Genomic DNA, 25,663 nt, shown 5'->3' with positions numbered 1-25,663 from the left:
CCCTGGTGCCCCACCACTCGGCACCTCGCCTAGGCTCGGTGTGCCCGTAATCCGACATTGATTTGGGGGGCCGCCGCGATGGGCCATCCATGGCCCAGCGCGGCTAAACCGGCGTCCTGCCGGTTTACCCCCCAAATCAATATCGGATTACGGCCAGCGTGGTTTGATGGGGCGCCTAAGATCAAAATCACAAGCAAAACGAGGCGGCCTGACAGCCGACCTGATCGTCGAAGCGTGCGCGTATCCTTGTGGGAGCGGGCTTGCTCGCGAATGCAGTCTGTCAGTTGATAAATGTATTGACTGACACTCCGCATTCGCGAGCAAGCCCGCTCCCACAGGGGAAAGCAGCTCCGCGCTCTGGCGTTGCTGTTGCTGTTGCTGTTGCTCAGCTTTTGATCTGGCTTTTGATCTTAGGCGCCCCATCAAATCACGCTGGCCGCAGGCAGGTATTGCGCAGTGGGCACCCCGGCAGGATGCCGGGGTAGCCGCGACACGGCCATGGATGGCCGATCGCGGCGGGCCCACGGAGCAATGCCTGACTGCGGGCATGCCGAGCCTAGGCGAGGCACCAAGTGGTGGGGCAAGAGCGTTTTGCTTACTTTTGCGCTCTACAAAAGTGAGCCGCCGTAAGGGCGGAACCAATAGCCGCCGTAACCGCAGCAACGGATATGTACCCAACCCCAAAAACCACCAAAGAGTTGTGCAGATACTCATGCCCATCGCGAGCAAGCCCACACAGCTCTGCTGTTTGCTCCAGCCATATAACTGTCAGTTTGGATCATTGATCCCACCTCGCAGCTGCTCTTATGGTTGCTCAACACTCATAAGAACAGGTACAGACCATGTCCGAAGCTCTGCAATTATCCCCTGGGGCCGCCCATACCCTGAAGCGCTGGCACACCATGCTGGCCACTGCCGACCTCAAGGCCCTGCCCGAACTGCTGGCGCCTGACGCGGTGTTTCGCTCGCCGATGGCCCACACCCCCTACCCCGGCGCCGCCGTCGTTTCGATGATCCTCAACACCGTGTTTACCGTGTTTGAGGACTTCCACTACCACCGTGAACTGGCCAGCGCCGACGGCCACAATGTGGTGCTCGAGTTCAGCGCGCGAGTGGGTGACAAACAGCTCAAGGGCATCGACCTGATCCGCTTCAACGAAGAGGGGAAGATCATCGAGTTTGAAGTAATGGTCCGCCCCTTGAGCGGCCTCCAGGCCCTTGGTGAGGAAATGGGCAGACGCCTGGCGCCTTCCAAGGGCTAACTCTGCAGGAACGCCAGCATCAACGTATTGACCTGCGCGCCCTGCTCCACCTGGATCCAGTGCCCGCAGTTGGCCAGGACATGCTGCTCCAACTGTGGCACCACCTCGGGCATGCGCTTGAGCGTATGCGCCTCAAACACCCCCACCGGGTCGCGGTCGCCGATCAGGAACAATGTCGGCTGCAACACCTGCCGGCCCGCCAGAAACTCGGTGCGCTGCCAGTTGCGCTCGAAGTTGCGATACCAGTTCAGCGGCCCGCGAAAGCCATTGGCAAAGGTTTGCACATAGATATCCAGATCCTGCCGGCTGCACCAGGCCGGCAAGGCACCCGGCGACGCGACGCCTTCCAGCAAGGTGGCCGTGGCCGGCTTTTGCTGCAGGAATACATCCTGATCCTGCATGAACAGACGCAAGGTGCGTTCGATATCGGCTTCCAGCTCCTGCTCCGCCACGCCGGGTTGCTGGAAGTAGAGGATGTAGTTGAACCGTTCGGCATACAGCTCACGCATGATCTCGATCACCGGCCTGCGGGAACGACCGGCGAACGGCACCGACATCGTGACCAGCGCGTTGATACGCTCTGGCTCCAGCAACGCCAGGTGCCACGCCACCACCGCGCCCCAGTCATGGCCGACCATCGCTACCCGTTGATGGCCGAACTGGTCCATGGCCCCCTGGATATCCGCGCACAGGGTCAGCAAGTCGTAGTCAGCAATATCTGCGGGGGCGCTGCTGTGCCCATAGCCACGCATTTCTGGCACAAACACGCGATACCCGGCCGCTGCCAGCACGGGTATCTGCTGGCGCCATGAATGCCAGCACTCGGGAAAGCCATGGAGCAGCCACACCGGTGGGCCACTCTCGGGGCCGGCGATATGCAAGCTCAATTGAATGCCGTTGACGTCGATCGTCTGTTGTTCGATAGCGTTCATCGCACCGCTCCATCAGGGGATTACTGCAGACTGCCCCAGGGGTGCCACCTGCGCCAGCATCATTGATGGGGCAAATACCTCAGGTCACCGACCACCAGCGAGGCAGCAATGGCCGCACCTTGGGTTCGGCAAAACGGTCATCGATCAGCATTACCACCCCTTGGTCCTGTTGGGTGCGAATCACCCGGCCTGCCGCCTGCACCACCTTCTGGATCCCGGGATACAGGTAGGTGTAGTCATAACCGGCACCGAACATCGCGCCCATGCGCAGTTTCATCTGCTCGTTGACCGGGTTGAGTTGCGCCAGGCCCAGGGTGGCGATAAAGGCCCCGATCAAGCGTGCGCCGGGCAAGTCGATACCCTCCCCGAACGCCCCGCCCAACACGGCAAACCCTACGCCCCGGCTGTGCTGGGTGAACTGGTCGAGGAAGGCCTGGCGCTCGGCCTCGGCCATGCCCCGTGATTGATGCCAGGTTGGAATCGACGGATACCGTTCGGCCAGCAACTGCGCCACTTGCTGCTGGTAATCAAAGCTGCTGAAAAACGCCAGGTAGTTGCCCGGCGTACGCTCAAACTGCTCGGCGATCAACGCCACGATGGGCGCCAGGGACGCCTGGCGATGTACAAAGCGCGTGGAGATGCGGTCGATGATGTGCACCTGCAACTGCGCGGCATCGAAGGGCGATTCCACGTCCACCCACGCGGTATCCGCCGGCAGGCCCAGCAGGTCGGCATAGTAATGCCGGGGGCTCAGGGTCGCGGAAAACAGCACGCTGCTGCGGGCCGCCGTCAAGCGAGGGCGGATAAATTCGGCCGGCACCACGTTCCGCAGGCTCAAGCGCGAGAAGCGACGCTTGGCCTGTGGGTCGCGCTGAGCGATATCAAAAATAAACTGCTCGTTGAACAGCTCCGCCACCTTGGCGAACAGCAACGCCTCGAAATAAAAGCCTTGCAGCTCGCCCGTGAGCGCCTGCGGGTGATCATTGAAATACTCGCCCATGGCGCTGGTACACAGGGCCAGGGCCTGCAACAGCTTGTCCGGCTTGCTGGCATAAGCCTGATACACCGTGACCTGCTCCTTGTGCAGCGCATTCCATTCACGGTTGAGCCGCTGCAACGGCTTTTTCAACGGCTCGGGGGCGGTATCGCGCAAGGTCTTCAGGGCAAATTGATCGAGGTCGGCGCTGTACATCGCGCGCGCCCGCTCCACCAGGTTATGGGCTTCGTCCACCAGCACCGCGACCCGCCATTGGTTGAGCTGGGCCAGGCCAAACAGCATTGCGCCAAAATCGAAGTAATAGTTGTAGTCGGCGACCACCATGTCGCACCAGCGCGCCATCTCCTGGCTCAGGTAATACGGGCATACACCGTGGGCGAGCGCGACCTCGCGCAGATTGCGTTGGTCCAGCAACCGGACCTTGGCTGCCGCCTCGCGCGCGGCCGGCAGGCGATCATAAAAGCCCTTGGCCAACGGGCAGGAGTCGCCGTGACAGGCCTTGTCCAGGTGTTCGCACGCCTTGTCCCGCGCCACCAACTCCAGTACGTGCAATGGCAGGTCGGCACTGGCGTGCAGTATCTGCATCGCGTCCAGCGCCAGCTTGCGGCCAGGGGTCTTGGCCGTCAGAAAGAACAGCTTGTCCAACTGCTGCGGCGCCATGGCCTTGAGCATCGGAAACACCGTGCCAATGGTCTTGCCGATCCCCGTGGGCGCCTGTGCCATCAGGCAGCGCCCGGTGCTGACGGCCTTGTACACCGTCTCGGCGAGGGTACGCTGGCCCAGACGAAAGGCCGCGTGGGGGAAAACCAGAGCGGTGCTGGCGGCGTCGCGGGCCAGTCGCTGTTGCGCCTGCTGCTCGGCCCAGCCGAGAAACAACGCACACTGGCGATTGAAGAACGCCTCCAGGTCATCCGCCGCACACACCTGGCTGATCACGGTTTCGCGCTCGCTGACGATATCGAAATACACCAGCGCCAGCGCGATCTCAGGCAACCCCAGCTTGCTGCACATCAGCCAGCCATAGACTTTGGCCTGGGCCCAGTGCAGTAGCCGATGGTTGGCCGGCTGGGCATCCAGGTCGCCACGGTAGGTCTTGACCTCTTCCAGCACATTGCGATCCGGATCATAGCCATCGGCGCGGCCGCGTACGGTCAACTGCTGGTAGAGGCCTTCCAGGGCCACTTCACTCTGGTAGTGCGCGCTACGGCGGGACGCCACGGTACGGTGGCCGAGCATGCCTTCCTGGGCACTGGGTGAGGGGGTGAACCGCAGATCAAGATCACCCACCTTGGCGGTAAACTCGCACAATGCCCGTACCGCAACGGTGTAGCTCAAGCGCCCTGCTCCGCCCAACGTACATAACACACGGTGACCGGCATCTGGTGCTCGCTGCAGAACTCCAGCCAGCGCAATTGGTTGTCCTGCAGGCGGTCGCCCGGGCCTTTGACTTCGATCATGCGGTAGGTTTTTTGTGCCGGCCAGAACTGGATCAGGTCTGGCATGCCGGCGCGATTGGCGCGGATATCCAGCAACAGCCGGTCGAACCAGTGCCGCAGGTGCGCGGCAGGCAGGCAATCGAGCGCCTGCTCGAGCAGTGTTTCGCTCAATACATTCCAGAACACAAAGGGTGACTGGGTCCCCCACTTTTCGGCGTAGCGCTGGCGGATCGTGGTTTTGTAGCGCTGGTCGTGCAACTGGTCGAGGCAGGCGGCGAACAGTTCGGCGCGGCGCTGCTGGAAGTCTTCACTGTGCAAATCCACCGGCCCGCGTTGGAATGGGTGAAAGAACGAACCGGGCAACGGCGCGAAGATCGCTGGCCAGCACAGCAGGCCGAACAGCGAGTTGATCAGGGTGTTCTCGACGTAGTGCACCGGCCCCCCATCATCCCCCAGGTGCGCCTGCACGCAGAACTCAACGCTGGCCACCGGTTCCGGGAATGGTAGTTCCAGGTCCAGGCGCTGGATCACCTGGGGTTTGGGCTTGGGCAGCGCCGGCTCGCCCAGCTTGCGCCGCAACCTCGGCAGGACCCGCAACAGGTGTTGCTGCTCGGCCGCGCTTTGTGGCGCGGCCTGGGCCGCCTGGGCCAGGGCCATCGCCTGGGCGAAATCCTCCTGGCGCTCCAGCACCCGAATCAGGCGAGCGCGGGCGCCGGGGTAGGCACAATCGCGGTAGATCACCTCGGCCAGGGCCAGTTCGGCGAGCCGCTCGCAATGCTGGCCAACCTGGAACAGCAGCTTGGCCCGACGCTTCTCCAGCCAGGGGTTATCGGTGCTCAGCGTGGCAATCTGCGCCAGCACCTCTTCCAGCGGTTCGCCCGCCTCGAATGCCTGCTGGCATTGATGCAGGAACAGCAGGCCATACACATCGTCACGATGGCGCAGCCCTCGGGACTCGGCACAGAACTCGACCTTTTCGTAGGTGTAGATCCCCAGGTCCGCCAGTACAAACTCCGACCAGTCCTGGTACAGGTTGCCGAAGAACATCAGGCGCAGGCGGTCACACAGGTCCATCACCGCCAGGCTGTAAAGACGCTCGTCCAACTGCGGGCACCATTGCGCAAACGTACGTGGCTCGGTGAACCGGGTCGATAAACCGGGCAGCCAATCGGACTTCTTGCCCCTGGGCTGCTCGATCCAGGGCTTGAACGCCTGCAGCGCCTCGCCTTTCTGCAACTGCCCCCACACCTCATCCAGGGGCAGCAGGCCCTGCTCACTGACCCAGCCCAGGGCCAGCAATGGCTGCACGGCCTGGTCAGCCGGGCCAATCTCGACGTAGTTGAGCTTGCTCGCACGAAAATGCACCCCTTTGCGCATCACCATGCGCACCAGCAACGCTTGGGCCGGTTGCGGCACTTGGCTGAACTGCGCAATGAAGCGCTGTTCTTCATCGTCCAGTACATCGGCATAGCGCTGCCCCAGCCAGTCGAGCACTTGCTGGAAGTTATGCAGGTAGTAGAACGGGTCTTCGAGGGGGTTGGACATGACGGGCACTTGGGCAAACACTGGTTATGCATACAGAGTGCCGTCGCCGGGCCTGCCTTGCAATCGCTAATAGATCAGTGGCACACGCAACTTTTTGCATAAAAGTGATCAGATGGGGGTGGATCCGCGTAACATTTGTTGCCCGCAGCCGTTGAGCCCGGGGTTTTCGAAGGATGAGAGTAAAGGTTATGAACATGAAGAACTGGGGCCTGCCGCTGGCTGTACTGACGTTTCTGGCATTGGCCGGTTGCTCGACGCCGACCGTCGTGACCTTGCAGAACGGTACTCAGTACCTGACCACCGATACGCCGAATGCCAATACGCCTGATGGTTTTTACGAATTCACCGACATCGCCGGCAAGCGCGTACGGGTCAAGGCGGCGGATGTCGCTACCGTCCGCAAGGAAAAATGACCAACCACTGTAGGAGCCGGCTTGCCGGCGATGGCGGCCTTGGAAGCAACCAAGGGCCTCATCGCCGACAAGCCGGCTCCTACAGTTTCAGGTGATGACGAAGGCCTCTGCCGACAGGCTGCCAAGTCCCACTCCCACCAGCGTCACCGAATTATCGCCGAACGTCAGCAACGTATCGCTGCCCACTGCCTTGGCATGATCGAGGTAGTTGTACTGCCCGCCCACCCCCGCCACCCCCATGAACACCAACTTGTCCGTCGACTGGTAGCCCAGGATCCGGTCCTGGCCGAAGTCGCCGTCGAACAGGAAGGTATTGCGCCCGCCGCCCGCTTCGAGCAGGTCATTGCCCGCACCCCCTACCAGCACATCGTTGCCTTTGCCGCCGATCAGGTGATCATCGCCCTCCAGCCCAAACAACCACTGCCCGCCATCGCCGGCCTTCAGCACATTGGCGCCGGCATCGCCCTTGAGCGACGCGGCGTAGGCGGTCAGGTCCTTGCCCGCCAGCAGCCCCTTGTCGGTCACGCTGTGAGTCACGTTCTTGCTGAACAACAACAGATAGCTTTCCTTGCTCACTAGCGCGCCCATGTCGCGCGTCATGCTGATGCCGCCCTGGCCGTCGCGGATATACAGGGTACCTGCGCCATCGTTGGCCACCTCGACGTTCTTCAGCGACTGCTGCAAGTCCAGGGTATTGAACCCCGTGCCACCGAGCAGGATGTTGTAGCCACCGCCATCGCGGAACGTATCGTTGCCGGCACGTCCTTCCAGGTAGTCATTGCCGCGCCCGCCCTGGATCAGGTCGTTGCCGTCGCTGCCGATAATGAACGTGCTGCCCTGGTGGGCTTCGGCGTTGCGATTGAGGTCCTGCACCCAGGTAGTGGCACGCGCAGGGTCAGACAGGTTGGCGACGATGATCGTCGAATCGCGGCTGGTCAGGTCATAGAACTTCGACTCGATGATGCGGCTCATGCCATCGCCGTACCCCGTGGGTAAATGGGAAATCCACGTTGGCAGGTTGAGGATGGAAAACGGCAGGATATTCCACAGCGTCGAGGCGTAATGGTCGTTGAAGCTTACGATGTTATCGGCGCTGGATTCGTGCGGTTGGTCGTGCACGCCCAGGGACGACAGATTGAACACCGAACCGTCGAGGGCGCGATAGACCGGGTCGTTTTCGTAGCCGATGTTCAGCACCTTGTCGCCACTGCTCTGGGTCGGCGAGGCGTAGGCCACATAGTTGGCGTGCTGGTAGAACCCCGCCCAGGTGTGGTTGCTCAAGTCCGCCATGCTGTTGACCGCCAGGCCACCGAGGCTATGGCCGCTGACCAGTACATCCTGGCCGCTCAGCCCCTGCGCGCTGGCATACGCGGCGACTTTGCCAAGCAAGGTGCCAAACGCCTCGCCCGCGTAGTTTTTTGCGTAGTCCGCCGGCCCGAACGCGGCCAGTAAATCACTGATCACATCGCCAATAGAGTCGACAATCAGGTTCTCCCTGGGGCCGGATGTACCACGGAAGGCGATGCCAACTTCCAGCAGCTTGCCGGCGTCATCGTATTTGCCCAGGACCTCGACCTGGGCACTGGTGTAGCCGGTTTTCTCACCGAAGAAGGTGCCCCGCGCATCGACCTTGCCACCATAGTCCAGGGTGCTGGCGCTGATGGGCGTCCAGCCGGCCTTTTGCACGGCGTCCAGGGCGGCCTTTTCCGAGTCCGGGTTCCACGGGATACCGGGAATCACCCCCTGGGAGTCGCTGCTGCCCAGCAACGCCTGCACCAGGGTGGCCGGCAAACCCAGGCCGAAGCCGTTTTGCTGATACCCCACGGCAAAGCCGTTATCCAGGTTGTGGTAGGAATACAACGTGATCGCCATGGCATCGGCGAACAGGGCTTTGGAGTCCTCAGTGGTTAGGTTTTTGTAGTCATAGACACCCATGGTATTGCCTCTCTTTTGTTGGAATTGTCGAGAAAGCTAAAAATCCTGAACATCACACCGCCCCTTGTAGGAGCCGGCTTGCCGGCGCCTACGGGGTAAAACTCAGAACGCCCAGTCGAGGCTCAAGCCCACGCCGTGGATTTTCTCCTTGCTGGCCAGCAGGCCGTTGTAGTCAAAGTTCAACCGCGCATCCTTGCTCAGCGCCAGGCTGGCCCGTGCGCCGACCAATGCGGCATCGCGTACCATCGGTGCGCTTTGCACGGCAAACGCGTTACTGCCTGAGGCAAACGCCAGGTGGCGCGCGGAATCGGTGGCGCTGAGGTTGTGCTGCCACCCCAGGGTGCCGGAAACGTCCAGAGCCTGATGGTCGGTGAGGTTGAAGGTCTTCAAGGCACGCACGCCGAGGGTGCTCAGCACCAGGTCGCGCGTGTCATCGCCGCCCTTGAGCGCCGCCGCATCGCCTTTCTCGCTGAAGCCGTCGCTGTCCAGGTGCACATAGGCCAGGTTGGCGAATGGCTCCAGCGCCAGCGGTTGCAGGTTCAGGCGATAAGCCGCTTCGGTGAAGAGCTGGGTGCTGCGGGCATCGACCTTGGCTTTCTGCTTGCCGGCGACTTCGCCGTATTGCAGCTCACGCTTTACATCGGCGCGATGCCAGCTGTAGGTCGCCCCGCCGCTCAGGCGCCAGGCGCCGATTTCGTGCCCGGCATAGGCGCCCAAGTGGTAGCTGTCCACCGATGCCCGCGAGTGGGTGCCATCGCCCATGTTCAGCGAGGTATCGCTGTAGCCGGCGACCAGCCCCAGGCGCGTGTCTTCATCCAGCGCACCGTCCACACCCGCGAGCAATCCGCCGATGGAAGTGGTGTAGCCCGCCGTGTCGCTGCTGCTGTCGGTTTTACCCCAGGCACCAAGCGCCTTGACCCAGACATTGCCGCGGGTGTCGATGGTCTGTGGCGAGGAGCCCATTTCGCCCTGCTGCAGGCGCTCGCCTACCGCTTCGCGCAGGTAGCGGTTGTCATTGACCAGGGCAGTTTCCAGGGCCGGGTAGATTTCCCCCGACAACTGTTGGAACGCCCCTTGCGCCGAAGCCGCACTCGGCGCCAACAGCAGGCTTTCATACACGCCATTACCCGCGCCCAGTTGTTCGGCAGCGCCCGCTACGGCACGCTGGTTATCGGTCAACGCCACACTGGCGAAGGTGTTGACAGTGCGTGCGACATCCAGTTGCACACCGTTGGCGCCATAGTTCAGGTTGCCGCCCACAAACAGGTAGTTGGGCAGTACCTGCGCGAAGCTACCGGTGACGCCCCCTGCCGCCTGCAGGATGGTGTACTGGCGGCCGATCAGGCTTTGCGCCTCGGGCTGGCTGAGCAGTGTCGGGCTGTTCTCCAGGGCCAGGGTCACAGTGCCGCCGTTGAGGGAGGCCTTGCCGCCGGCGACGATGCGGTCACTGCTGCTGTTCGACAGCTCTACCGCATAGGTGGACCCGGCGTCGAAGTTGACATCCCCGGCCACGTTCAACGTACCAATGGAGTTGCCCGGCGCTACCGTACCGCCGCTTTTCGCGTGCAGCGCGCCGATGCTGCCGGAGCCGCCCAACACGCCGCTGTTGCTCACCGTGACCTGGGATACCAGCGAGCCATTGACCGCCAGCAGGCCCTGATTGACCAGGGTCGGCCCGCTGTAGGTATTGCTGCCGGTCAGCACCAGCGTGCCGATGCCTTGCTTGGTCAGGCCGCCGTGACCGGAAATGTCGTTGCTCCATACATCCCGCCCGCAGTGCAGATCGTCGCATACACGCTCGGTGGGCTTGCCAGCGTCGACCACCGCCCCTACCCCCGGCAAGTCCGCGACAAACTGGCCGCTGCCGTAGCCGCCCTCGACGCGGAACTCGGCCGGGATGTCCTCGGCGGTGACCAACATGCCCGGCCCGCTGACCGCCTTGCCCAGGTTGATCATGCCCCAGCCGTACAGCGCGTCGATGCCCGGTGCACCGAGGTCGGTGGCGGTGGTCTTGAGCAGCGTGGATATCTGCTCGCCACTCATATACGGGAAACGCTCCATCAAGACGGCGGCGGCGCCTGCCACGTGGGGAGCGGCCATGGAGGTGCCGTTTTTATTGTTCCAGCCCAGGGTCATGTTATCGACCGTGGTGCCCACCATCACCGAGCTGTAGATCGCCGTGCCCGGTGCTGACACACAGAAACTGGCGGCATAGCCGCAACGGGACGAGAAGGTGCTGATCACATAAGGGTTGGGGCTGTTGGTGTCCGGGTTGCGTTGCAGTGCGGCCACCGACAGCCAATTAGGCGTGATCTCGGGTACGAAGTAAGCCAGGCCGGAAATCGCATCGGGGTTGTTCAGGTTGTAGTCGTTGCCGGCCGCGAAGATCGTCAGCACCCCCTGCGCGCCGCGTTGATCGCCCCAGTGTAGGCGCCACCTGGCGCGGTACCCAGCAACGGCTTGATCTGGTCGAACTGGGCCTGCGCGTCGCTCAGGTCAAAATGCGCGAACGCAGGGTCTTTGCCGCCCTTGGCAAACTGCTCGCCAATGCCGATCCCCCAGCTGTTATTGATGATGCGTGCGCCATTGGCCACCAGGCTGTCCCAGCCGGCCTGGTACACCGCACCGTCGTTGCCCAGGATGATGCCGTCTTCGGGGCCCGGGTCGCCGTTCTCGGCACTGAGGATCTGCGCGTTATAGGCCACGCCGTGCATCGGCCCGCCGTTGCGGTCGCCAGCCGCGATGCCACCGACATGGGTGCCGTGGTCGCCCAGCTTGCCGTTGGAGCCCTGGGACGGTGTACCGTCGTAGCGGAACGGGTCACCGGCCTTCACCGGGATATAGGGGTCGGTGTATTGGCGGATCCCCTCAGTGACCAGGGTCTGCACCTTGCCCGGGCTGGAGAACTCGGGATGCTGGGCATATACCGGCTGATCGAAAATCCCCAGCTTCACGCCCTTGCCACTGTAACCGGCGGCATACGCCACATCGGCATTGACCGCCCCCAGGCCCCAATCGGCCTTGAACTCATTGCTGCGCCAACTGGCGGCATCCCCCAGTTTGCCGGCTTCCACGTAGGGTGCGGCCTGGGCGGTACCCAGGCTGGCCAGGCAACACAGCAACGCGCCGTATGGCACGCGACTCAAGGCTTTGAGCGGGTAGCCCGGGCCTGTTGGGATGGAGGAGTGAAACCCTCGTTGTTTTGCGTTCACGGTGACCTTCCTTAGTTTTGTTGCGTTTGTTGTTCTTATTCACCCGCCAGCAAGAGCCGGCGTACCGGCTCCTGCCGCAAGTTTAGAATTGCCAGTCGAGGCTCAGGCCCACCCCTTGGTTGCTCTCCTTCGAGCCCAGTTGGCCGCTGTAATCAAGGTTGACCCGGGTGGAGTCACTCAATGCCAGGCTGGCTTTCAAGCCCACCAGCGCGGCGTCGCGCTGCAACGGTGTGCTGCGCACGGCAAACGAGGGGCCGCCAGCGACAAAGGCCAGATGTTCCTCGGACTCAACCGGCGTAAGGCTGTGCTGCCAGCCCAGGGATCCGGAGAGTTCCACTTGCTGCAGGTCATTCAGAGGCAGGGTTTTGAGCGCGCGCAGGCCCAGGGTGCCGAGGGTCGCGTCACGCCGATCACTGCCGCGTTGCAGGGCAGCGCCGTCGCCTTTTTCATGCAATCGTTCGCTGTCCAGGTGCACGTAGGCCAGGTTGGCGAACGGTTCCAGGGCCAGGGCTTGCAGGTCCAGGCGGTAGGCCGCCTCGGTGAACACCTGAAGGCTGCGCGCATCCAGTTTGGTTTTTTGCTTGGCGCTGACGTCACCGTATTGCAGGTCGCGCTGCACATCGCCGCGATGCCAGCTATAGGCACCGCCCAGACTCACGCGCCAGTTGCCCAGTTCACGCCCGGCGTAGGTGCCCAGGTGGTAGCTGTCGATATCGGCCGACGAATGCGTGCCATCCCCCATGTTCAGCGAACTGTCGCTATAGCCCGCCATCACGCCCACGCGGGTCTGCTCGTCCCACTGGCCATCGACGCCCAGCAACATCCCGCCGATAGAGCGGGTGTAACCGGCATATTCGCTTTGGCTGTCGGCCTTGCCCCAGGCACCGAGGGCCTTGATCCACAGGTTGCTTTCGCCCGTGGCAGGCACATGGCGCAAGCGCTCACCGACGGCATCGCGTACATGGCGGCTGTCGTTGATCAACATGGCGCCCACCGCCGGGTAGATCTCGCCAGACAATTGCTGGAAGGCCTGGCGGGCAACCCTGCTGGAGTCGCTGCTCAGCACGCTTTCATACACGGGGTTGCCAGCGCCCAGTTGCTCGGCCGCAGCCGCCACGGCGCGCTGGTTACGGGTTGCGGCGACGCTGGCAAAGCTTGCGTCATTGCGCGCGATTGCCAGTTGCACGCCGTTGCCGTTGTAGTCGAGGTCGCCACCGAGGAACAGGTAGTTGGGCAATACCGCACCAAAACTGCCGGTGACCCCGCCCGCCGCCTGCAGGATGGTGTACTGACGGCCGATCAGGCTTTGCGCCTGGGGCTGGCTGAGCAAGGTCGGGCTGTTTTCCAGGGCCAGGGTCACGGTGCCGCCGTTGAGGCTGGCCTTGCCGCCGGCGACGATGCGGTCACTGCTGGCGTTCGACAGCTCCACTGCATAGGTGGAGCCGGCGTCGAAGCTCACATCCCCGCTCACATTCAAGGTGCCGATGGAATTGCCCGGCGCAACCACACTGCCGCTGTTGGCCTGCAACGCGCCAATGCGCCCGGAACCGCCCAAGGTCCCACCATTGTTGACCGTGACCTGCGATGCCAGCGAACCATCGACCTTCAACACCCCACCATTGACCGTGGTCGGGCCGCGATAGGTGCTGTCGCCGCTGAGCACCAGGCTACCGGCGCCGGACTTGATCAGGCTGCCTTGGTAAATGCGCTGGGCCGCGGCCGCATCCCGGGCCATGCCCACGGCGTAGTCAGTCTGTTCCTGCTGGCTGGCGCCGGCGCCGATGCCATTTTCCCAGCCTTTGTCCTGCAAGGTCTGTTGCCAGGCCAGGTGCTCGGCGCTGTCTTCGGCCTGGCGCTGCAGCAGCGCCTTGTCGGAGATGCCATTGCTCCATACATCGCCCTGCCCGGCCGCCAGATTGACGTCCATGGCGCCCAGCAACTGCCCCGGCCCATGCATCGCCCGGCCAAGGTCCGGCACGCCCCAGCCGATCTTGGCGCTCGGCGCATCGGTCAGTGAACCGTCCAGTTGCGTGGCCGTTGTCAGCAACACCTGCAAGGCTTGCTCGTTGTTCAGGTACGGGTAGCGTTCCATCACCAGGGCCAAGGCCCCCGTGGCATGGGGCGCCGACATCGAGGTGCCGGACTTGACCGCATAACCGCCGCCGGGAATGGTGCTGTCGATCTTCGCGCCGGGGGTAGAGACGCACCAATACTTGGCGATGCCGCACTGGTTGTACTTCTGGTTATTGGCCTGGTCCAGGCCCGAGACCGCCAGCCAGTGGCCTTCCAGCGCCGGCTCAAAGTACGGCAAGGCCGAGCGCACGCTGGCGTTGGCATAGCCGCTGTTACCGGCGCTGAACACATTGATCACCCCGGCCCGCGCCACATCGGCGGCGGCGTCCAGCCAGGTGCCCTGGTTGAAGTGCTGGGCATAGGCTGCGTGCAGGTCATTCAAGGTCTGGTAGCTGACATCCTTGGGCTGGCTGCCCCAGCTGTTGTTGATCGCGCGCACCCCGGCATCGACCATGGCGCTGTACACCGCCTTGAAGTATTTGGGGTCAGGCGTCGGGCCAAACAGAAAGCTGTCGTTGGCGTTGGTATTGCCCACATAGAGCTGCGCGTTGTAGGCCACGCCGTGCATGCCGGTGCCGTCACGCGCAGCGGCCATGGTGCCGGTGACATGGGTGCCGTGGGAGTCGTTGTTGGGGTTCAGCGCACCGGTAGTGGAGAACGGGCTGCCATCCACATCGGTGCCGTTGGCGGTCACCGGGTGGAAGCGCGCCGGGGAGGCTTCCGGGTGGCTGGCATCGAAGCCCGAGTCCAGGGCGCCGATCTTCACCCCGGCCCCGCTGATTCCCGCGGCGTAAGCCTGATCGGCCTGCATGCGCCCCAGGCCCCAGTCGCGCTGGAACTCCGCCGAGCGCCAACTGGCGGCGTCGCCCGGCTTGCCCACTTCCACGTAGGGCGCGGCCTGGACGGTACCCAGGCTGGCCAGCCCACACAGCATGACGCAGTGATAGCCTCGTTGTTTTGCATTCACGGTGACCTTCCTCATTTTTATTGTGTGGGTTATCCCCTGTAGGAGCCGGCTCCCGCAGGGTCAGCGTTGGGCTGGGCCGAAGGCTTCGTCGACCTTGGCCAGGTCGGTGTCACGCAGATTGCCCGCGTAGTAGTGCAACTTCGTCCAGGCCATCAGGTAGTCGTAGCGGGCCTGGGCCAGGTCGCGACGGGTGCTGTACAACTGCTGTTCGGCGTTGAGGGCATCCAGGTTGACCCGCTCGCCACCGAGGATGCTCTGCTTGGTCGACACCACCAGCGCCTCGGCGGAGACCAAGGCCTTTTGATAGGCCCGCAGTTTGCTCACCCCCGACAGGCAGGCGCTGAACTGGCGACGCAACTCGATCAGGGTTTCGCGGGTCTTGCCCTCCAGTTCGTACTCGGCCTGCTCCATGGAGCGGGCGGCCTGGCGGGTGGATGCCGAGACGCCGCCCCCGGCATACAGCGGCACGCTGACTTCAATACCGATGGTGTTGGTGTCGTAGCGCTGGTTGTAGGTGTTGCCGCTGTCGGACTCCTGCTGGCGCGAGCTGGCGTACGCGGTGATCCGCGGCAAGTGCCCGGCGCGGTTGCGCTCCACCTCATAACGCGCCACTTCCACGGCCTGGCGCTGGGAAGCCAGGGTCGGGTTGTTGGTGATTGCCAGTTCGTGCCAGCTGTCGTAGTTGGCCGGGGCCAGGGTGAAAGCGGCAAAGTCGCGGTTCAGTGGGGCCAGGTCGGCGATATTCACGCTCTGTACGCCAAGCAACGCCCCCAGTTCGCGCAGCGACGCGTCCTGCTCGTCGAGCGCCTGGATCTCCTCGGCGGTCGCCAGTTCATAACGGGATTCGGCCTCCAGGATGTCGGTGCGCGTGCCCTCGCCCTGCTGGAACAGATGCTGGTTCTGCTGGAACTGTTGCTCGTAGGCTTTCTTTTTTGCCCGGGCGATATCGATCTGGTCCTGGGCGAACAGGGCCTGGGTGTAATACGTCAGCACCCGCACCAACAGCGCCTGGCTCTTGTCGCGGAAACTCTCGTCGGCAAACAGCGCCTGGGCCACGCCCTTGCGGTAGTTGGCATAGGCTTCGTAGTCGAACAGCGGCTGTTGCAGGGTGAAGGTCGAGCCGAAGCTGTTGTAGTTGCGGTCGTCGTGATAGTGGCCGCCACGGCCATCGGGCAGGTTGGCCTGGGAGTTGTTGCGGCCCTTGTTGTAGTTGTACGACAGCCGCGGCAACAGGCCGGCGCGGCCAATGGTGCGGTTTTCCAGGCCAGCGTCACGCTCCTTGATTGCGCCGAGGAACACCGGATCGTTACGCAGGGCCTGTTCATACACATCGAACGGGCCCATGGCCGCTTGGGCGCTGCTGCAGGCGAGGAGCAAGGCGATGAATACGGGCTTCATGCTCATTCCTCGGTCAACGCCGAGCCGGCACGGTCGAGCAGCGGCTTGAACAGGTAGTTGAGCAGCGAGCGCTCGCCGGTACGCACAAACATCTCGGCGGGCATGCCCGGCTTGATCACCAGGCCCTGGAGTTTTTCCAGGGAGGCATCGCTGACGGTGGTGCGCAGCACGTAATACGGCGCGCCGGTTTTTTCGTCGAGCAACTGGTCGGCGGAGATCAGGCTCACTTCTCCCGGCACCCGAGGCGTGCGGCTCTGGTTGAAGGCGGTGAACAGGATATCTACCGGCAGATGGCTGCCGACCTTGTCCACCAGGTTCACCGGCAAACGCCCCTCCACTTCCAGGCGCGTGTCCTGGGGCACGATTTCCAGCAGGGTTTCCCCGGCCCGCACCACCGCACCCTCGGTATGCACCCCGAGGTTCACCGCAATGCCATCGGCCGGCGCGTTGATTTCACTGTGTTGCAGGTCAAAGCCGGCGGAGGTCAACTGCTGCTCCAGGGTCAGGCTGCGCAGTTGCGCGTCGGCCAGTTGGCTGCGCACTTCCTTCTGGTATTCCTCACTGTGCTGTTGCAACTTGAGGCGCGATTCGAGGATGCCTTGCTCGATACGCCCACTTTCACCGGTGTTCTGCGCCAGGTCCTGCTGCACCTGGGACAGTTGGCGCTGGTACTCCAATAGACGATTACGCGGGATATAGCCGTTGTCGGCCAAGGGTTGCAGGTTGGCCAGTTGATCACGTAGCGATTGCGCCTGGGCGCTCAGGTCAGTGCGGGCGCGGCGCATGCCGTTGAGTTGGGCGCTGGCGCCTTCAATGCTGGCGCGGATCCCCGATTGCTCGCGGGCAAACGCATCACGCCGGCTGCTGAACAGCTGACGCTGGCCTTCAAGTACCAGGGCCAGCGCAGGATCGGCGGCGCTACTCAGTTCAGCGGGAAAGACCACCGCCGGTAAGTTGTCGCGCTCGCTCTGCCAGCGGGCGACGCTGGCCCAGGCCATGCGGTATTGGGCTTGCAGGGAATGCACGTCGGCCTGGCTTTGGGTCTGGTCGAGGCGAAACAGCGGTTGGCCCTGTTTGACCACCTCGCCTTCGCGCACCAGAATCCGGCTGACCACGCCGGGGCTCAGGGTTTGCACGGCCTTGCGCTTGCCGGACACCACCACCGTGCCCTGTACAGGAATGCCCTGGTCCAGGGGCGCCAGGCTGGCCCAGAGGAAGAACCCTCCGGCGCCGACCACCGTCATTACCCAACCCAGGCGGGCGAAAAAGCGCGCATCGCGCTCGGGGAAGATCTGTTCGTTTGGCAGGCTGTTATCGGTGCTCATTGGCCAGGATTCCTTGCCGCAGGATATTGACGGCTGAGGCTGACGCCGGCCTTTTCACGGGGTTGTTCGGCTTGCCCGGACAGCGCCCGCAGCACCTCCTGGCTGGGGCCGAATGCTTGCAGGCGGCCTTCGTTGAGCACCAGCAGCTTGTCGGCCTGGGCCAGCGCCGAAGAGCGGTGGGTGACCAGGATCACGCTGCTGCCCTGGGCTTTTATCTGCATGATGGCGCTGGCCAAAGCCGCCTCGCCCACGGTGTCGAGGTTGGAATTGGGCTCGTCGAGCACGATCAAGCGCGGCCCGCCATACAGCGCGCGAGCCAGGGCCACCCGTTGTTTCTGCCCACCGGACAAACCGCTGCCGTCGTCGCCCAACACCGTGTCGTAGCCCTGGGGCAGGCGCAGGATCAGGTCGTGCACCCCGGCTTGTTGGGCGGCCTGTACCACCCGCTCCGGGTCTGCCTGGCGAAAACGCGCAATGTTGTCGGCGATGCTGCCGCTGAACAGCTCGATGTCCTGGGGCAAGTAACCGACGTGCGGACCAAGGTCGTCGCGGTCCCAGCGATGGATATCGGCGCCGTCCAGGCGCACCGTGCCGGCCAGGGTCGGCCACACGCCCACCAGCACCCGCGCCAAGGTCGATTTGCCGGACCCGGACGCCCCCAATACCCCCAACACTTCACCGGCCGCGAGGTTGAAGCTGACCTGATGCAAGGTGGCTACCCGCCGCCCCGGAGGGCCGGCGCTGACCTGCTCGAAACTCACCTGGCCCTTGGGCGCCGGCAGCGCCATGGCCTGTGCCCCCGGCGGGAACTCCTGCAACAGCTCATCGAGGCGCTGGTAGGCCAGCTTGGCCGAGCTCCATTGCTTCCACACCGCGATCAACTGGTCGATCGGGCTGAGCACCCGCCCCATCAGAATGGTCCCGGCGATCATCATCCCGGCGGTCATCTGGCCCTTGATCACCAACAAGGCACCGAGCCCCAACACCAACGATTGCAGGAGCAGGCGCAAGGACTTGCTCAGGGAGCTGATCACCGAACCGGTGTCGCTGGCCTGGTTCTGCAAGCCGAGAAACCGCGAATGCACCTGGAACCAACGAGCGCGCAGCGCCCCCAGCATGCCCATGGCCTGGATGGTCTCGGCGTTGTGCAAGTGGCTGGTGGCCAATTGGGTGGACTGTTGCGAGTAGCCGCTGGCTTCGCGCAACGGTTTTTTGGTCAGGTATTCGTTCAGGCACGCCAGAGCGATCAACAGCACGGCCCCAGCCGTGGCCAACACCCCAAGCCACACGTTGAACAGGAAGATCACCAGCAAGTAGATGGGGAACCACGGCGCATCGAAGAACGCAAACAACGCCGGCCCGGTGAGGAACTGGCGGATATGGGTCAAGTCGCCCAAGGATTGCCCGGCGTGGCCTTCACCCCGTTGCAGGTTGCGCTCGAAGGCGGCCTTGTACACCTGCAGGTTGAACCGGCGCTCCAATTGGCTGCCGATGCGGATCACGATAAAGCTGCGCACCACTTCCAGGGTGCCGATGAAGGCAAAGAACCCCACCACCATCAGGGTCAACATCACCAAGGTGGTTTCGTTCTGCGATGACAGGACCCGGTCATAAACTTGCAGCATATAAATGGACGGCACCAGCATCAGCAAATTGATCAGCGCAGTGAAACAACCGACGCTGATCAGGATACTTTTATAATCGCCGAGGGCTTTAAACAGTGGTGCAGTGGGAGTGGTCTTCGCCATGTTGCCTGATCTTCCCTGGACTGAAATACGTGCGATAGTCTGCCGAGCGCCCCACTAAGGGGGCTGGCAACTATTTATAAGGTGTTTAATATGTTGGAAGTGACAGGTCGAGATAGGTCACGCCCAGTAAATATCCCTATATCTGGCGGTTATAAATCTATAACCGCATGACTTTATTATTGTGTACGTTGCAGTAACAGCTCCAACCCAGTAGCAGAACGCGCGGTATATTCGCCTTCTTTCTGCCGGTTCAAATGGGTTATTCCGGTGCCCTCGGCATTCATCAGCCAGATACCATCCGGGGTGGGCAGCCAGGTCAGGGGTGTTTGCCCCAGCCACTGCTGCGCACAATCAATGTCACCGGCCAGGCTGTTGGGTTGAGCGATCAGATCCAGCTTGCACACCTGCTCTTGCTGGCGCAGTTGCCAGTGCCCGGCCAGTTGGGCGGTGCTGGGTAAAACAGGAATCCTTGCCATTGCGTTGGCTCCTACCGACACGAGCAACGCCGGGATCAACCAGGCGATTGCGTTACGAAAAATAGTCATCAACAGTACCCGGTTTGTGGTGAGCAGCACTTGTTGTTGGGAGCGCTGCTGTGGCGAGCGGGCTTGTTGTGGCGAGCGGGCTTGCCCCGCGCTGGGGCGCGAAGCGGCCCTGAAAAATGGGACTGCTACGCAGTCCAGCGGGGGACAAGCCCCCTCGCCACAACAAGCCCCATCACCAAAGCAAACCCCTACCACAACAAGCAAGCCCCGCTCACCACAGGTCCTACGCCTTGATCAGGCCACGATGTCGCTGTAGGCCGCCTGGCCCACGGTGGTGACGAGGAAGTCCGCCACGCCGTGCCCGGCGAAGTCCACCGCCAACGTGCCCAGGTTGGTACCCGAGGCGTACGTCAGCACGGCATCGCCGGCAGCGCCGGTAAAGGCGTTGACGAAATGCAGGCCGCTGCCTTTGGTGATGCCGGTCAGGTCGATCTTGTCCGAACCCGAGGTGAAGTCAAGGATCTGGTCCGCCGCACCTGGCCGGGAATCAGAGCTGGCACCAAACACAAAGGTGTCCGAGCCCGCGCCGCCCCATAGCTTGTCGGCCCCGCCACCGCCGTAGATCAGGTCGTTACCGGCACCCCCCTTGAGAGTGTTGGCCACTGCGTTGCCGATCAGCAGGTCGTTGCCCGAACCGCCAAAGGCGTTTTCCACGGTCACGCCCTGGGCAATCGACACGTTACCCACCAGGCCGCCCACGTCGGAGAACGACGTCTCGTTGAGGTTGATTTTCTGGTTCTGGGTAAAGCCGGAGAAGTCCAGGGTGTCGTTGCCACCACCGTCCCATACCGAGAACACCAGCTTGTCGGCATTGGAAGTGGCGCTGAGGTGATCACGCCCGGTGTTGGAATTGAACCCGTAGGTGGTGTCACCGGCACGGGTGTTGTAGTTGGCACCGTAGAGCTTCTGGATCGCCGCGATATCGTCGATCAGCGGGCCGGACGCATAAGCCTCTACCCCGCCTTTGGTGAAGTTCTGGTTGGTGTTGTTTTCACCCCAGTAGCTCATCACGCTGTAGCCACGGGTGTCCTGGCCGTAGTCCGCGTCTCGGTAAGACGGGTTGCCGGTCCCGGCGTTGTAGTCGCCAGGGTGATCCAGGCCCAGGGTATGGCCGATCTCGTGGGTCAGGGTCTGGCGCCCGTAGTTGTTCAGGCCCGGGTTGATGTTGGCGGTGTAGCTGTTGTTGATCAGGTACCACGAGGTGCCATCCGTGCCGCTCGTGTGGTACTTCTCATTGGTGCCGGGCAAGTAGGCAAAAGCAGCGGCACCATCCTGGCCGGCGCTGTAGTTGCCGAAGGTCATGTGGAAGTCACCGCCCGAGGCTCTCTCGGTGAAGGTGACATTGGCCACATCGGCCCAGGATTGCATGGCCAGTACGGCCTGGCCTTTTTGCAGGTTGCTGAACTGGCTGAACCCGGAGATGCCATGCTTGTTCATGGTCGCCGAAGAGGCCGACGTCAGGAAGGTGTAGGTCAGATCGATCCTGCCGTTGCCGTCAACGTCCCGGTATGCCGCGTTTTCGCGCAGCAGATGGTCGGCTGCCTGGTCGACAGAGAACGAAGGTTTGCCATTGACCGTGAGGTTGCCGCCGCGGTCGTACAAATGGCTAAAGCTATCGATTTGTGAATAGACACTACTTGCTTGAGCTGCCGAGACAATAGCTTTGTCTTTTACTTTCGACATAAACGTACTTCCTTGTTTGCAAGTGGAACAGTTTTTGTCCGATATGACGCTCTCTGGCGAGATCGTCCTATCACTCGCCTCTTATGAAGGCGAAAGAAAACTGACACAAACTTAAATCACACGTCCAGTATTTTTTTTGCTGGGAAAGTGCTCGAAAGGAATAACGCCTGCAAACATTGGGGAGGAAGTGTTTATATTATTTGTTTTGGGCTGCCTGGCGGGAAGTTGGTTATTTAAATATTAAATAGTGCTAAATAATTAAATGCCAGACAGGTCACGTTTTAATATTGAATGGATCCAATTATTTGATTGGGTTGCATTTTAAAAGTGTCACCGTGTCATTAAAAACAATACATCCTGTGGCGAGCGGGCTTGCCCCGCGCTGGGGTGCGTAGCAGCCCTATAAGCAGGCACTGCGGTTTACCTGAACGTCCGTGGAAGTCCTATTGGGGCTGCTGCGCAACCCAGCGCGGGGCAAGCCCGCTCGCCACAACAAGCCCGCTCGCCACAGACGCAGGCGCCCCCTCAACCCTTTAGCGCCATCCCGTCTGGCGCATTGCCTCCAGCAGCGTCTGCCCATCCAACCCCGGCACCAATACGCCATCGGCGGTGGTCATGTCCTCCCCGGCGAGGATCGCATTAATGATCGCCTCTTCCACCGCCTCGGCCGCGGCACTGAACAATGGCGAAATATGATCATTGTTGACCATGTTCAATGCCGTACTGAGGGGCAAGTCCTTGCGCCCGTAATCCGCAGGCGGCAGGTCATGGTTGCCGGTGGCAAACGCCAGGAACAGATCGCCACTGGAATCCTCGGTGCCGCCGCCGGTGCGGGCAATACCGATGGAGGCGCGTTGCGCCAGGCGCTGGCATTGGTGCGGCAGCAATGGCGCATCGGTGGCGATGATCACCACGATGGAGCCCATGCCCGGGGTGCCACGGTCGGCAAACGGCGAGGCAATTTCCATCAAATGGCGCCCCACCGGATACCCATCTACCCGCAGTTCCTGGCGCTTGCCGTGGTTGGCCTGCACCAGCACGCCAACGGTCCAGCCGCCCTGCTCCGCCGGCAACTTGCGCGAAGCGCTGCCAATGCCGCCCTTGAACTCATGGCAGATCATCCCGGTGCCGCCGCCCACGGCGCCTTCCTGCACTGGGCCGGATTCGGCATTGGCCATGGCCTGGAGCACATGCTCCGGCCCGATGTGCTGGCCCCAGATATCGTTGAGCAGGCCGTCATAGGTCTCCATCACCACCGGCATGCACCAGTACACCGCCGGGTCAGCCAGGCTGTCGCGCTCCAGGGCAATCAGGGTGTCACGCACAATGCCAATACTGTGGGTGTTGGTGATTGCCAGGGGCGTGGTCAGCAGCCCGGCCTCGCTGATCCATTCCAGGCCAGTGGCGTCGCCATTGCCGTTGAGCACGTGATACCCGGCAAAACACGGCTGCAGCCGCGCAGTACCGGCCCGCGGCTGGATCAGCGTGACCCCGGTGCGAACCTGCTTGCCATCGATCTGCTCCTTGAGCGTGCTGTGGCCGACCCGAACCCCGGGGACATCGGTAATCGCATTCAATTCGCCGGGTGTGCCCAACCCCAACGTAATGCCCAATTGACGTGCACGCATAACCACTCCTTACAGTTTCTGGAACGCCGGACTCGACCGGCCGCTGATGCAATACAGGATCACCGACAAGGCCAGCAGGCCGATGATAATCATGATGTCGCGCATGGACGCGGCGATAAACAAGGTAAACAACAGATAGCCCGCGCCCGCCACAGCCAGCAAGGCCGGCACCGGCCACAGGGGCATGCGGTACGGGTGCTCGCGGTCACGCAGCAGCACCCGGCTCATCAGCGCGCTGAGGGCGACGATCAGGTACACCAGCATGATCAACAACACGCTGAAGGACGTCAGGTCCGCCAGGTTGGAGCTGAAGCTGAGCAGTGCCGAAGGGATCGCCAGGAACAGCGTGGCCAACCATGGCGAATCCCAACGCGGGTGGATACGGGTGAAGAGTTTGTTGATGGTTGGCGTCCACAGCGCATCGCGGCCACTGCTGAACACGACCCGGCCGATCTGGATCACGATGGCGACGATGGCGTTGAACACGGAGAGGAAGATCCCGGCACTGACCAGGCGTGACAGGGTTTCGTTGCCATGACTGGTCAGCAGGTAACCGATGGGGTCCGGGCTGCTGATCATCTCGCGCAGGGATGGGGCGCCGATCAACAGTGCGGTGATTGGCACCAGCTCGATCACCACCACCAGGCCCAGGGACCACAGCACCGCCTTGTGCACGCCCTTGCCGCCGCATTTCATGTCTTCGGCCAACAACACCGCCGGGCCGTAGCCGTTGAACGAGAACAGGCCGATGCCCACGGCGCCGATCACCAGGGCCCAGGGCGCCAGGTGCAATACGCCGTTTTCGACGATCTGCGGCTGGAACAGCACACTGGCCGGCTGCACCGGGTTGCCAAAGCCGATAAACACGATCACCAGCAACGCCGCCACTTCCAGCAACAGGCAGGTACCGGTGATCCACGCATTGAGCTTGATATTGAGGATGCCCAGGGCGTAACTGCAGACCACGATCACCAGGGCCACGGTTTGTGAGTCGAATTGCGTGCCCAGGGCGTTGTTGAGGTAGGTCGCCGCGCCGGTTGCCAGTACCGGCGGGATAAACAGCAGCATCACCAGTACGGTGAGGAAGGTGGCATAGCCCGCCATCCCGCCGAACACCCGCTTGGCGTAAACATACTCGCCACCCGCGCTGTTATGGGCACGCCCCAGTTCGGCGTAGCAAAAGGCGAACATCAGCGCCAGTAGCCCGGCCATCACAAACGCCAGGAACACCCCACTGCCGGCTTGCTGGATGGCAAACGGCGCAATGACAAACACGGAACTGGCCGGGGTCACCGCTGAAACGGTAATGGCCACTACATCGAACACACTCAAGGTTGGTTTAAGCACGCCATCAGGCGTGGGGGTGGTGCTCATATCGTTATCCTCTTGTTTATTCTTTTTATTGGAAAGCTGGTTTGAGGCAGAAACGAAAAAGAAGGAGCGATCATTTTTTTATTGTAGGAGCGAGCTTGCTCGCGAAAAACCTGAGCGCGCGGCGGTTACCCCACAAGCACGCGTTTGCGTTGACGTTTTTCGCGAGCAAGCTCGCTCCTACAGGGAATGTAGGGGTAGCCACTGCACCGGCCAATTCCCCTATTGGAGTACTCCCCTTGACGGGGCTGGGTAAAAACCGAACCCTTGGCCGATCTTTCAGCCACCGGAACCCATCACATGAGCCTGTTCAGGGAAATCAGCATGCATGCGGGCCTGGGCCGTACCGTGTCGCAAATTGGCACCGAGCGCTTCTGGAAGCAATTGGTGCTGTTGCTGCACCAGAACCTTGCCTTTGATAACGCCCTGGCGATCTTCTACCCCGTGGATGGCCCGCCCCAGGCGCTGGAAGAGTACGACGCGCAGCCCACCAGCAAACCGGCGTCGATGCTGGTGTACCTCAATGGCTTGTACTTGCTCGACCCGTTCTTCCAGGCGTGCCGCGAAGGCTACGCCAGTGGCGTATACCGCCTGGAAGAAGTGGCGCCGGACCATTTCCGCCAGAGCGAGTACTTCCTCAATTACTTCCACGACAACGTGCTGGAGGATGAGGTGCAATTCATCCTGCAACTGCCTGGGGCGGGCACCTTGTCGTTGTCATTGGGGATGCAGCGGGTATTTACCGCGACGGAAACCGGGCTGCTGTCGCTGCTGGCGGCGTGGGTGCTGCCGTTGATGCAACAGCATTGGCAGCAGAGTACCCGGCGCGCGCCGGCCGGCGAGGCAATGGCCAGCCAGATACGCGATGCGTTGAGCCATTTCGGCAGTGGGGTGCTGTCCGAGCGCGAACTGGAAATCGCCCGCCTGGTCCTGCGCGGGTTCTCGTCCAAGGCCATGGCCGAACGCCTGAGCATCTCGCCGGACACGGTCAAGGTGCATCGACGCCACCTTTACGCCAAGCTGGATATCTCGTCGCAGCCGGAGTTGTTTTCGCTGTTTATCCAATCGCTGGGGCACGACCTGGATAACCCCTAGGCCCCGGCGAACGGCCTGTCGTGGGCTTTCGTGGCGAGGGGGCTTGTCCCCCGCTGGGCTGCGCAGCAGCCCCAAAACCAGCCACCTCGATTTACCTG

Annotated in this window: 15 protein-coding genes and 1 pseudogene; 3 read left to right on the top strand and 13 right to left on the bottom strand. The window is 62.3% G+C overall.

Annotated elements, in window-relative coordinates; translation table 11 throughout:
* Positions 1-842: 842 nt before the first annotated feature.
* Positions 843-1,262: a nuclear transport factor 2 family protein gene (locus tag FIV38_RS17240; protein WP_092236662.1), complete on the top strand. Its 420-nt coding sequence runs from the start codon at positions 843-845 to the stop codon at positions 1,260-1,262.
* Here FIV38_RS17240 and FIV38_RS17235 read toward each other — a convergent pair.
* The 3 genes from FIV38_RS17235 to FIV38_RS17225 all read right to left on the bottom strand — a co-directional run bounded on the left by FIV38_RS17235 (position 1,259) and on the right by FIV38_RS17225 (position 6,172).
* Entirely contained in the window at positions 1,259-2,194 is a 936-nt protein-coding gene (locus tag FIV38_RS17235) for an alpha/beta fold hydrolase (protein WP_092236661.1), read from the bottom strand. The genes FIV38_RS17240 and FIV38_RS17235 overlap by 4 nt on opposite strands.
* A gap of 79 nt (positions 2,195-2,273) precedes the next feature.
* A complete protein-coding gene (locus FIV38_RS17230) occupies positions 2,274-4,526 on the bottom strand; it encodes an ATP-dependent DNA helicase (protein ID WP_092236655.1) in 2,253 nt (750 codons plus the stop codon).
* The gene (locus tag FIV38_RS17225) at positions 4,523-6,172 is read right to left on the bottom strand and encodes a VRR-NUC domain-containing protein (RefSeq protein ID WP_092237456.1); all 1,650 of its coding nucleotides are present in this window, start codon (positions 6,170-6,172) and stop codon (positions 4,523-4,525) included. Before FIV38_RS17225 ends, FIV38_RS17230 begins: the two co-directional genes overlap by 4 nt.
* Positions 6,173-6,360: 188 nt before the next feature.
* Here FIV38_RS17225 and FIV38_RS17220 point away from each other — a divergent pair, with 188 nt between their 5' ends.
* Positions 6,361-6,585 (top strand): YgdI/YgdR family lipoprotein, encoded by a 225-nt coding sequence (locus FIV38_RS17220; protein ID WP_070994870.1) that lies wholly within the window; start codon positions 6,361-6,363, stop codon positions 6,583-6,585.
* Between the two features lie 87 nt (positions 6,586-6,672).
* On the opposite strand, the gene FIV38_RS17215 is transcribed toward FIV38_RS17220, so the two are convergent.
* From FIV38_RS17215 to FIV38_RS17170, 10 genes and pseudogenes are all read right to left on the bottom strand, one after another.
* Complete coding sequence (locus FIV38_RS17215) at positions 6,673-8,520, bottom strand: polyurethane esterase (RefSeq protein WP_092236653.1); 1,848 nt, start codon at positions 8,518-8,520, stop codon at positions 6,673-6,675.
* Positions 8,521-8,622: 102 nt separating this feature from the next.
* Positions 8,623-11,699 (bottom strand): annotated as a pseudogene (locus FIV38_RS30715) (autotransporter outer membrane beta-barrel domain-containing protein).
* A gap of 115 nt (positions 11,700-11,814) precedes the next feature.
* The gene (gene eprS / locus FIV38_RS17205) at positions 11,815-14,739 is read right to left on the bottom strand and encodes an autotransporter serine peptidase EprS (RefSeq protein ID WP_092236650.1); all 2,925 of its coding nucleotides are present in this window, start codon (positions 14,737-14,739) and stop codon (positions 11,815-11,817) included.
* 93 nt (positions 14,740-14,832) lie between these two features.
* Positions 14,833-16,170: a TolC family outer membrane protein gene (locus FIV38_RS17200; protein WP_092236640.1), complete on the bottom strand. Its 1,338-nt coding sequence runs from the start codon at positions 16,168-16,170 to the stop codon at positions 14,833-14,835.
* 2 nt (positions 16,171-16,172) lie between these two features.
* On the bottom strand, positions 16,173-17,495 hold the full coding sequence (locus FIV38_RS17195; protein WP_070994874.1) for an HlyD family type I secretion periplasmic adaptor subunit: 1,323 nt from the start codon (positions 17,493-17,495) through the stop codon (positions 16,173-16,175).
* On the bottom strand, positions 17,492-19,243 hold the full coding sequence (locus FIV38_RS17190) for a type I secretion system permease/ATPase (protein ID WP_092236637.1): 1,752 nt from the start codon (positions 19,241-19,243) through the stop codon (positions 17,492-17,494). Before FIV38_RS17190 ends, FIV38_RS17195 begins: the two co-directional genes overlap by 4 nt.
* A 176-nt stretch (positions 19,244-19,419) precedes the next feature.
* Complete coding sequence (locus FIV38_RS17185; RefSeq protein ID WP_029299970.1) at positions 19,420-19,788, bottom strand: AprI/Inh family metalloprotease inhibitor; 369 nt, start codon at positions 19,786-19,788, stop codon at positions 19,420-19,422.
* A 234-nt stretch (positions 19,789-20,022) separates the two neighbouring features.
* Positions 20,023-21,471 (bottom strand): serralysin family metalloprotease, encoded by a 1,449-nt coding sequence (locus FIV38_RS17180; protein ID WP_092236635.1) that lies wholly within the window; start codon positions 21,469-21,471, stop codon positions 20,023-20,025.
* A 533-nt stretch (positions 21,472-22,004) separates the two neighbouring features.
* Positions 22,005-23,099, bottom strand: coding sequence for a DmpA family aminopeptidase (locus FIV38_RS17175; RefSeq protein WP_092236632.1), 1,095 nt, complete (start codon positions 23,097-23,099; stop codon positions 22,005-22,007).
* A 9-nt stretch (positions 23,100-23,108) separates the two neighbouring features.
* Positions 23,109-24,473: an APC family permease gene (locus tag FIV38_RS17170; protein ID WP_029299978.1), complete on the bottom strand. Its 1,365-nt coding sequence runs from the start codon at positions 24,471-24,473 to the stop codon at positions 23,109-23,111.
* Positions 24,474-24,770: 297 nt separating this feature from the next.
* Here FIV38_RS17170 and FIV38_RS17165 point away from each other — a divergent pair, with 297 nt between their 5' ends.
* Positions 24,771-25,565 (top strand): helix-turn-helix transcriptional regulator, encoded by a 795-nt coding sequence (locus tag FIV38_RS17165; protein WP_092236630.1) that lies wholly within the window; start codon positions 24,771-24,773, stop codon positions 25,563-25,565.
* The last annotated feature ends 98 nt before the right edge of the window (positions 25,566-25,663 follow it).

The organism is Pseudomonas proteolytica (genome assembly GCF_007858275.1).
Lineage (GTDB): Bacteria > Pseudomonadota > Gammaproteobacteria > Pseudomonadales > Pseudomonadaceae > Aquipseudomonas > Aquipseudomonas proteolytica.
Note: the sequence above shows the minus strand (reverse complement) of the source record. Positions and strands in the feature narration are given on the sequence as shown.